Origin of the sequence: Burkholderia sola (genome assembly GCF_905400185.1) — a bacterium.
Classification (GTDB): domain Bacteria; phylum Pseudomonadota; class Gammaproteobacteria; order Burkholderiales; family Burkholderiaceae; genus Burkholderia; species Burkholderia sola.
Genome location: NZ_FR989675.1, coordinates 3,567,936 through 3,575,181 on the forward strand (window position 1 = coordinate 3,567,936; position 7,246 = coordinate 3,575,181).

Consider the following 7,246-nt stretch of genomic DNA (forward strand, 5'->3'; position numbering starts at 1 on the left):
TGCGGGTATCGACTTACCCATCGGCGATCTCATGCGCCCAGCGCGCTTAGATGGCCGGGAAAGTTCAAAGAATATTTCGTCTGAAACTCAACCATCTGGATAACCATTTCAAACTAGTTCGATTGATTTCCGGGGCATGAGCACGTTAGCGTAACAGGCATTACGCATACCGCCCAACATCAACGGAGCTAAAGCAGAAATTCCATCAGATCTGGATAAAATTCCCTACTTCACAATAAATAAGTTCATTTGGAAATGGAAATTTCATGACGGCGCAGATGGGTGCAAAATCGTTCCAAACATCGCGCTTTCCATGGATAAGCCTGCACCACCGCTTCCGATACTACAAAAACCGAAAGTAGCCGAACCCAAGCATGCATCCACCGAGCCAAAGCGCGACTCGCTTGACAAAATGGTTGATGGTTTGGAGAGGGTCGGCAAGTCGCTGGCACGCTTTCAAGCATGGCTCAATGCCCCCGATTCTCCCAAACCCACCATCGTGAAACTAAAAAGGGACGATTCCGTACCAGCGTTCGATATCCAGGAAATTCCCGCAACAATGCGCAAGATATACCTCCCGACATCTGCCGCACTGATGGAGCGATGGTTTTCCGGAAAATTAAGTTACTCGCGCACCTCTTCGGACGAAGAGGTGGAAATCAATCAAGACGGACTATCATACCCCTCCGACATGTACGACATGTCTACCGTTAAATTGGATTGGGTTCTTCGTTTCCCCCGGGCAAAGCAGCAATTCGACCACCTGATCAATGAAGAAATTCGCTCACAAAAATCCATAAACCAACTCTACAAGCTGCTGCTCCCGTACAAAGACTGTGCAACGCGACTCTATACCGACGACATTTGCGGGAATGATCTTCGCAGCATCCACCGACGATTTCAATTTCAATACTCAAGAGTAGACAGCACGCTCGGGCAAAAAATTGGAACTCAACTGGATGCACAGCTTCGCAACAATGGTGTACCCGATGACTTATCCGGGGCGCTCGGTTCCTTTAATATATATGCAGCGCTCGGAAGTGCGCGCTTCTCATGGGATGTGGATTCGCGCCGAACGACAGCCGAAGTGACGGGACTGTGGGTGTATGTGAAAGACACCTATACATTTACCGACAAGTCAGGCGAGCGATCTCAATATTTAGGGCACTGGAGTAGCGACGGCATCATCGTCGTCCCATACAGTGCAACCGCTGCATTCTTGAACTCCGAGCATGTCCCATATGTCAAATACGCCGTCGCCAGGGGCAATCCATCCATCAAAGGGAATGTTTACTATCCAGTGGAGAACAGCGATTTTAGAAGATGGTCTGAAATGCATGGCAGAGGTGGTGACTTTATCATCTACTCCGACAAAAGATACATTCCAATCTCCCCATTCATAAAAATTCGGCTATGATCAAAATCAACAACAAATCATGACGAATTGTTCAAAAATTATCTGCGCACTGCTCTTTGCGGCACTGATCGGCATCTTTGCCTTTGACAGAACCCCTCAAGGGGAAGAATGTAGAAAATCGACATCTCCAGATGGAATATATATTGCCGACCTGTGCCTTTTAGCCTGGGTTCCGGGTGGAGATTCTCGGTACGTTGGCCGCGTATACCGCGCGCAAACCGGAAGGTTGCTAGCTCAGCACACATTTAACACACCTACTCCCGAAATTTCCTGGAATAGCTATAGCGATGCCTACGTGGCCTTTTCAAAAGGCGACGGCGGAGATGATTCTGTATATATACCGCTTCCGCCAGCGTTCATCGATCGGCTGCTAGCGGCACGTCCGCGCCTGTAAAAACCACTGTGGCAACCTGGTTGGCAGTCGTCACGCGGATGCAGACATGCGCTATAACCGGGCAATGGCCGTGCCATTCCCGGCCTGCAATCCTTTTCGTTTCTATTTCCCGATACAAAACCTGCTGAAAATCACCCCCAGCAGATCATCCGACGTAAACTCCCCGGTAATCGCATTGAGCTGCTCCTGCGCGAGCCGCAGCTCCTCGGCAAACAGATCGAGCGACTGAGCGCGTTGCTCCGCATGATCCGCCGCCTGTGCAAGATGTTCCTGCGCGGCCCGCAGCGCGATCAGATGCCGCTCGCGTGCGAGATACACGCCTTCCGCCCCCGCCTGCCACCCCGCAATCCGCAGCAGCTCGGCACGCAACATATCGATCCCGTCGCCGCGCTTCGCCGACAGGTGCACCTCGGTCAGATCGCCTTCCGCCGCCGGATGCTCGACGCACGCCGGCACGCCGGTCAGATCCGTCTTGTTCAGCACGCGCACCACCGGCACGCCGGCCGGAAACCGCGCGGCGATCGTCCCGTCGTCCGGCGTCATCCCCGTGCGCGAATCGAGCAGATGCAGCACGACATCCGCACGCTCGATCTCGCTCCACGTGCGTGCAATGCCGATCCGCTCGACTTCGTCTTCCGTCTCGCGCAACCCGGCCGTATCGATGATGTGCAGCGGAATCCCTTCGACCTGGATCGTCTGCGCGACCTTGTCGCGCGTCGTGCCGGCGATCGGCGTGACGATCGCCAGCTCGGCGCCCGCCAGCGCATTCAGCAGCGACGACTTGCCGACGTTCGGCTGCCCCGCCAGCACGACCGACAGCCCTTCACGCAACAGCGCCCCCTGCCGCGCGTCGCCGAGCACGTGTGCGAGTTGTTCGCGAATCCTCGCGAGCTTGCCGCGCGCGTCGGCCGCTTCGAGGAAGTCGATTTCCTCCTCCGGAAAATCGAGCGTCGCCTCAACCAGCATCCGCAGCGTGATCACGTCCTCGACGAGCGCATGGATCTGCCGCGAGAACGCGCCGTCGAGCGAACGCCCGGCCGAGCGCGCGGCCGCCTCGGTGCTCGCCTCGATCAGGTCGGCGACGGCCTCGGCCTGCGCAAGGTCGAGTTTGTCGTTCAGGAACGCGCGCCGCGTGAATTCGCCCGGCTCCGCGAGCCGCAGCCCGAAGTCGCGCCCTGCATCCAGGCAACGCTGCAGCAGCAACTGCATCACGATCGGCCCGCCATGCCCCTGCAGTTCGAGCACGTGCTCGCCGGTATACGAATGCGGCGCCGGGAAATACAGCGCGATCCCGCGGTCGAGCGGCGCGCCGTGCGCGTCGAGGAACGGCACGTAGCTCGCATGGCGCGGCGCGAGTGTCTGCCCGCACAACGCGTCGACCAGCGGCAGCGCGGCCGCCTCGCCGCCGCGCCCGAACGACACGCGGACGACGCCGATGCCGCCCCGGCCGGCAGCAGTGGCAATGGCGACGATCGGATCGGAATCGGTAGCGAGCATGGCAATCAGAGCAATCGGGTAATCAGCGAGTCAATGGTGCGCCCGCGCAACAGTTCGGGCAGAGGAACGCCGGCATTGTAGCGTGCGGGCTCATCAGCCACCGGCCGCGGCGCCCGATTCGGACTCGCCCGAATTTATCCCGCCGGGGATAAGCTAAGTATCAGTCCAGCGTGATGAGCCACCCGCCATTTCGGACAAGTATGTTTGCTGGAGCGGCTCGACACTGCGTCCCTCAATTTCATCCACCATCCTGATCCCGGTCGGGATTCGTCCGAATGAGATATGTTTATCTTATATGGTTGTCTGAAATGCGGCGATGAAATTGCACAATCTCCCCCATGCCGACATCCGAAGAAAAAGCCGCGTTCTCGGAACGCCTGAAATTCGCCCTGCGGCGCAGCCCGGAGAAGGTCACGGGCGCGACGGAGCTGGCGAACCGATTCAATCTGCGTCACCGCGGAACGCACCCCGTTTCGCCGCAAACCGCGCACAAATGGCTGACGGGCCGCACGATCCCGACGTCGGACAAACTCGAAACGCTGGCCGAATGGTTGCGCGTTGAAGTGCACTGGCTGCATTACGGGCCGTCGCCGAGCGTGGTCGAACATCCGACGCCGCAACCGCTGCCGCGCGACGAACGCTATCCGCCGACGCCCGAGACGATTGAACTCGCATCGAAGATCGAGGCGCTGTCTCCACACCAGCGCTACCTCGTTCAGGAACTCGTCGAGCAGTTCTACGGCGATCCGAAACTCGAAGCGAAGAAGGCCTGAGCGACAGCCACCGCACGCGCCGTCACCGTCACCGGGAAACAAAAAGCCGCATGGTCGCGAACCATGCGGCTTTTTTTGCGAGCATCGCAGGCGGCTGGCCGCCCGCGAATGCATCAAGCGTCAGGCCGGCTTCTTCTTGACGCCGCCGAGCTTGCGCGTGATGTAGTACTGCTGCGCGATCGACAGCACGTTGTTCACGACGTAGTACAGCACGAGGCCAGCCGGGAAGAAGAAGAACATCACCGAGAACGCGATCGGCATGAACTTCATCATCTTCGCCTGGACCGGGTCCGGCGGCGTCGGGTTCAGGCTCGTCTGCACGAACATCGACACGGCCATCAGCACCGGCAGGATGAAGAACGGATCGCGCTGCGACAGGTCGTGAATCCACAGAATCCACGGCGCGCCGCGCATTTCGACCGACGCGAGCAGCACCCAGTACAGCGAGATGAACACCGGGATCTGGATCACGACCGGCAGGCAGCCGCCGAACGGATTGACCTTCTCGGTCTTGTACAGCTCCATCAGCGCGGCGTTCATCTTCTGCGGATCGCTCTTGAAGCGTTCGCGCAGCGCCTGCATGCGCGGCGTGATTTCCTTCATGCGCGCCATCGACTTGTAGCTCGCAGCCGACAGCGGGAAGAACACGGCCTTGATCAGCACCGTCAGCAGCACGATCGCCCAGCCCCAGTTGCCGACGTAGCTGTGGATCTTCTCGAGCAGCCAGAACAGCGGCTTCGCGATGATCGTCACCCAACCGTAGTCCTTCACGAGCTCCAGGCCCGGCGCGATACCTTCGAGCATGCGCTCTTCTTCCGGACCGGCGAACAGGCGCGCCTGCACGTCGGCCGACTGGCCCGGCGCGATCGCGGCGACCGGCTGCTTCACGCCGACGCGATACAGCGTCGGATCGATCTTTTCAGCGTAGATGTCGCGCTTCGCGCCCTGCTGCGGAATCCAGGCCGACGCGAAGTAGTGCTGCACCATCGCAACCCAGCCGTTGTCGGCGGCCTTCTCGAAGTTCGCCTTGTTCTTGTCGAGGTCGCTGAAATCGATCTTCTGGAAGTGCTTCGCGTCCGTATAGACCGCCGGCCCGAGGAACGTATGCGAGAACATCGGCGTTTCGACGGCCGTGTTGTCGCGCACCAGTTCCATGTAGACCGTCGGCGTGACGGGCGCCGTGCCGACGTTGTCGATCTTGGTGTCGACGCCGATCACATAGCTGCCGCGCGTGAACGTGTAGGTCTTCACGACCTTCACGCCGCCCTTCACCGGCGATTCGAACGACAGCTTCAGCGTGTTCTGGTCGCCCGTCAGCGACGTCGAGCCGGGGTTCAGCTGCGTGTAGACGTCGTTGTGGTTCGGGAAATCGCCGCCGAGCAGGCCCGTGCGTGCGAGATACGTGTGGCCGGCCGTGTGGTCGAACAGCGTGATGTACAGGTCGGGCTGCTTGCCGTCGCCCTGCTTCTTCAGCGTCAGCTTCGCGAGCGTGCCGCCGCGCGTGTCGATTTCGCCGTCGTACACGTCGGTCGAGAACTTCACGAGCTGCGCCTGCGCGGCCGGGGCCGTCGTCGACGGTGCGGCGCCGGCTGCGGCGGCCGGCACGTCACCTGCGGTCTTCGTCGCGCCCGTGCCCGATGCGCCGCCGGCAGCAGCCGGGGCCGTCTGCGTGGCGCTCGGGAAGAACATCGACGGGCGTCCATGGTCCCGCTGCCAGTTGTCGTACAGCATGACAGCTGACATGAAGAAGATCACCCATAGGACGGTGCGTTTGATATCCATGCGTTGTCTCAGAGTCGATGGGACCGCGCGTCGGCTTCGCCGCGAGCGCGAGTGTCGGAGTTGGGCGGCGGGACGAGGTCGACGCCGCCCGCGGAAAACGGGTGGCATCGGCACACGCGCCTGACGGCGAGATACGTGCCGCGCGCGGCGCCATGATACTGGATTGCCTCGCGCGCGTAATCCGAACAGGAAGGATAAAAACGGCAACGGTTGCCGAGCATCGGGCTCACGGCAACCTTGTAGAAGCGCAGCAAGGCGATCAATACCGTTTCCATACCTTGGGCGGCGCCGTACGACGCCGCGTCAAAACCGGCCGGGCGGGCGCGAACGCCGCGCCGGGCGCGGATGCGTCACTCGGACGCGGGCTTCGACGCACGGCGCGCGATTTCCCGGACTGCCCTGTCGAGCAGTTCGCGGATCTCGGCCGCGCACATCGCCGCGAGCGGGGCGGAGGCCGCGCTCGGCAGCGCTTTCTTGTCGAAGCGCGTGTGCTGCCGCAGCAGCAGGTCGTAACCGGCGAATTCGGCCCGGCGCAGGCGAAACTGATCGCGCGCCAGCCGCTTCACGAGGTTACGGGTAACCGCTCGCGGCGCATACTTCTTGCCGATGACGAGCCCCAGACGTGCAGGCTGACCGGTCGGCTTGCCGTAGATCACGAAGTGCGCGGAGCGCCGCCAGGGGCGCAAACGAAAAACGGATGAAAATTCATCCGTTTTCAGAAGTCGCGCAGCTTTCGGGAAGGCGGCTTTCGTCTGCGACGGATTCGCACCCGGCTCGACGGCACCTTCCGCAGGACTGCGGACGGCGGACACAGCGCGCAACCTGCCTTAGATGGCGAGGCGCTTGCGGCCCTTCGCGCGGCGAGCGTTGATGACCTTGCGGCCACCTGCCGTCTTCATGCGGACACGGAAGCCATGGGTGCGCTTGCGGCGCGTCACGGACGGTTGGTAAGTACGTTTCATGATGTTCTCACTTGTTCGAGAATGTCGAAATTCAGGGGACCGCGTGCCCTTAACCGGAGGCATTCGGGCGAACGCAATCGCCGGGAATACAGGATTGGTTTTCGCGGAACCCGCTATTTAAACCGTTTTTCCGTTGATGGTCAATACTTTACGAGTCGCTCGCCTGTGCCGGGCCGCTCCGATCCGGCCCCGCGACCCACAAACCCAGCCTGTGGATAAGTCCCGCTGTGGCCGCGTTTGGCGTTAGAATCTCGCCTTATCTCCAAGAATCCCGCACGCCACCTCGGCTCGCGCCTGCCCCTCCAAGACTGTGACGCAGGCGTCCGAGGCACGCTCGCACGACCGCTTCGGGCCTTGTTGCGCGACCGCGACAAGGGCGCCGGCGAGCCGCGCTGTGCACGCAAAAAACGACAGTTACTTG

At 60.7% G+C, this 7,246-nt stretch carries 7 protein-coding genes; 2 read left to right on the top strand and 5 right to left on the bottom strand.

The window, feature by feature from the left end:
* Window positions 1-313 precede the first annotated feature (313 nt).
* Window positions 314-1,417, top strand: a complete 1,104-nt coding sequence (locus tag KR541_RS16475) for a DUF6402 family protein (RefSeq protein ID WP_252996657.1) — start codon at window positions 314-316, stop codon at window positions 1,415-1,417.
* Between the two features lie 496 nt (window positions 1,418-1,913).
* Here KR541_RS16475 and mnmE read toward each other — a convergent pair whose 3' ends face one another.
* Entirely contained in the window at window positions 1,914-3,308 is a 1,395-nt protein-coding gene (gene mnmE, locus KR541_RS16480; RefSeq protein WP_176016688.1) for a tRNA uridine-5-carboxymethylaminomethyl(34) synthesis GTPase MnmE, read from the bottom strand.
* A gap of 338 nt (window positions 3,309-3,646) precedes the next feature.
* Here mnmE and KR541_RS16485 point away from each other — a divergent pair, with 338 nt between their 5' ends.
* Complete coding sequence (locus tag KR541_RS16485) at window positions 3,647-4,081, top strand: transcriptional regulator (protein WP_050018236.1); 435 nt, start codon at window positions 3,647-3,649, stop codon at window positions 4,079-4,081.
* A 120-nt stretch (window positions 4,082-4,201) separates the two neighbouring features.
* On the opposite strand, the gene yidC is transcribed toward KR541_RS16485, so the two are convergent.
* The 4 genes from yidC to rpmH all read right to left on the bottom strand — a co-directional run bounded on the left by yidC (window position 4,202) and on the right by rpmH (window position 6,825).
* Entirely contained in the window at window positions 4,202-5,863 is a 1,662-nt protein-coding gene (gene yidC / locus KR541_RS16490; protein WP_050018235.1) for a membrane protein insertase YidC, read from the bottom strand.
* Between the two features lie 8 nt (window positions 5,864-5,871).
* Window positions 5,872-6,138, bottom strand: a complete 267-nt coding sequence (gene yidD, locus KR541_RS16495) for a membrane protein insertion efficiency factor YidD (protein ID WP_040142602.1) — start codon at window positions 6,136-6,138, stop codon at window positions 5,872-5,874.
* A 75-nt stretch (window positions 6,139-6,213) separates the two neighbouring features.
* The gene (rnpA, locus tag KR541_RS16500; RefSeq protein WP_006489941.1) at window positions 6,214-6,675 is read right to left on the bottom strand and encodes a ribonuclease P protein component; all 462 of its coding nucleotides are present in this window, start codon (window positions 6,673-6,675) and stop codon (window positions 6,214-6,216) included.
* A 15-nt stretch (window positions 6,676-6,690) separates the two neighbouring features.
* Window positions 6,691-6,825 (bottom strand): 50S ribosomal protein L34, encoded by a 135-nt coding sequence (gene rpmH / locus KR541_RS16505; protein WP_004198824.1) that lies wholly within the window; start codon window positions 6,823-6,825, stop codon window positions 6,691-6,693.
* Window positions 6,826-7,246: the final 421 nt, after the last annotated feature.